This window comes from Sphingomonas sp. CCH9-E2 (genome assembly GCF_001557215.1).
Lineage (GTDB): Bacteria > Pseudomonadota > Alphaproteobacteria > Sphingomonadales > Sphingomonadaceae > Sphingomonas.
On the sequence record NZ_LSJM01000224.1, the window covers coordinates 1 to 2,481 of the forward strand.

Below are 2,481 nucleotides of genomic sequence, written 5' to 3' on the forward strand. Positions count from 1 at the left end.
GCGCGGTGCGGAACGCGGCTTCCTTTGCCGCCATGCGGGTGCGGATGTCGCCGCCCCACCCGGCTTCGAGCACGGCGAGCGTATCCATCGCCTTTTGCCGGTCGAACAGCCAGGTCAGCACGTCCTTGGCGACCGGGGCTGCGGCACGCGCGCCGCCCATTCCATGTTCGATCACGACCGACGCGGCGTAGCGCGGATTGTCCACCGGCGCGAAGCAGACGAACAGGCCGTGGTCGCGATATTTCCACTCGCCGCCCTGACCGCGATTGCGGTCCATGATGCGGCGCACCTGTGCCGTCCCGGTCTTGCCGCCCATCCGGATACCGTCGAGCTGCAGCCGCGATGCGCCCGCCGTGCCCGCGCCATTCACCACTTCGTCCATCCCGGCGCGGACGATCGCGAGATGCTCCTCGGGGAACTCGAGGCGCAGGGGCGGCTTGGGCTGGTCGATGATCAGCGAGGGAAGCAGCGCGCGGCTCGACGCGATGCGCGCGGTGGCGACGGCGAGCTGGAACGGGCTGACGAGCACATAGCCTTGGCCGATCGCCGCGTTGAGCGTGTCGGCTTGGGTCCAGTCCTGCTTGAAACGGCGCATCTTCCACGCCGTGTCCGGGACGGTGCCGTAACGCTGCGAGGGAAGGGGCAGGTCGAACTCCGCGCCGAAGCCGAGCTTACGTGCGGCGGCGGCGATCGGCTCGATCCCGATCTCGCGACCCATGGCGTAGAAATAAGTGTTGCAGCTGCGCGCAATCGCGGTGTGCATCGTCATCGGCCCGTGGCGGCCGAGACAGCCGAAGCGGCGATTGCCGAGCTGGTACCCGCCATTGCAATAGACCGTGCGATTGGGGTCGATTCCCGCGCCCAAAATTGCGAGCGCGGTTGCGGGCTTGAACGTGGATCCGGGCGGATACAGGCCCTGCAGCGTCTTGTTCATCAGCGGGAGATGGTCATCTTCCGACAGCATCTTCCATTCAGTGCGGCTGATCCCGTCGGAAAAGGCGTTGGGATCGTAGCAAGGCATCGACACCATCGCGAGGATATCGCCATTGGTCAGGTCGAACACCGTGACCGATCCGGATTCGAGGCCGAGCCGACGCGCGGTATACTCCTGCAGCCCGGCATCGATCGTCAGACGTACGGTCTTTCCGGGCGTATCGGGCCGCGTTTCGAGTTCACGGACCAGCTTGCCGCGCGCGGTAACCTCCGACCGTTTGGCCCCCGGTGCACCGCGCAGGTTGCTCTCGAGCGTCTTTTCGAGCCCGTCCTTGCCGAGCTTGAATCCCGGGGTCAGCAGCAGCGGATCCTTGGTCTGCTGGAACTGTTCGGCGCTTGCCGTGCCGACATAGCCGATCAGATGCCCGACCGCCGCGCCCGCAGGATAGTTGCGCGCAAAGCCGCGCGTGGGCGCGACGCCGGGCAGCTCGGGCAGGCGGACACTGACCGCGGCATAGCGTTCCCAGTCGAGATTTTCGGCAACCTGCACCGGCTGGAACCCCGCCGCGCCCTTCAGATCATCCTCGATCCGCGCGATATCTTCGGCGGTCAGGCGCAGGATCTGCTTGAGCGTCGTCAGCACCTGCCCCTTGTTCTCGAGCCGGTCGGGAATGATGTCGACGCGGAAATCGGTGCGATTGTTCGCGATCGGCACGCCGCGGCGGTCGACGATCCATCCGCGCCGTGGCGGCGTCAGGGTGAGGTTGACGCGGTTGCTCTCCGACAACAGCTTGTACTTGTCATTTTCATAGACCGACAGCCAGGCCATCCGCCCCGCCAGCACCAGCCCCAGGCCCGTCTGGATTCCCCCGAGCAGCATCGCGCGCCGCGAAAAGCTGTACGCCTGCTGCCCCTCGCTGATCATGCGGACCGGGCCGTTCATTGCCACTTCCGGCGCTGATCGAGGCGGGAGACGAGGCGCGACAGCACTGGGAACAGCGCGATCGAGATCAGGATTTGGATCAGCAGTACCGTATCCACATGCGCATTGAGCGGGGTCGCGACCAGCCGCCCGCCGATCAGGCAGAAACCGATCGCGCCCGCTGCCAGCAACCAGTCCTGAAGGAAATCGCGCCACACGATCCGCGTGTCGAGCACGTCGATCGCGATGAACGACACGGTCCAAAAGAACATCGCATTGCCGAGCGGCTGGCCGCTGACCATGTCATCAACGAAGCCGAGCAGCAGCGGGGCCCAGGGCTTGAGCAGATCGGGCCGGTGCAGCCGCCACGCCAGCAGCATCATCAGGCCAAACGGGGGCAGCAGCGGGACGGTCGCCTTGAACGGGATCAGCGTGATCAGCGACCCGAGGATGATCGACAGCGGGGCAAGCCAGCGCGCGCGCTGCGACACATTGGACTGACCCAGTCCGGCAAAGGGCGTGCCGGTCACCGCGGTGCCTTGTCCGGTGCCGAAATCTCGGCGGCTTCGGGGAAGAAGGCGCGCTGAACCAGAGCATAGTCGAGCATGTCGGGGCTGGCGGTCGGT

General features: G+C 66.1%; 2 protein-coding genes. Both read right to left on the reverse strand.

The window, feature by feature from the left end; genetic code table 11:
- The coding region (gene mrdA / locus AX681_RS10505; RefSeq protein ID WP_066682210.1) for a penicillin-binding protein 2 at positions 1–1,876 on the reverse strand (1,876 nt) is incomplete at its 3' end.
- Positions 1,873–2,385 (reverse strand): rod shape-determining protein MreD, encoded by a 513-nt coding sequence (mreD, locus tag AX681_RS10510; protein WP_066664757.1) that lies wholly within the window; start codon positions 2,383–2,385, stop codon positions 1,873–1,875. The genes mrdA and mreD, both read right to left, overlap by 4 nt.
- Positions 2,386–2,481 lie beyond the last annotated feature (96 nt).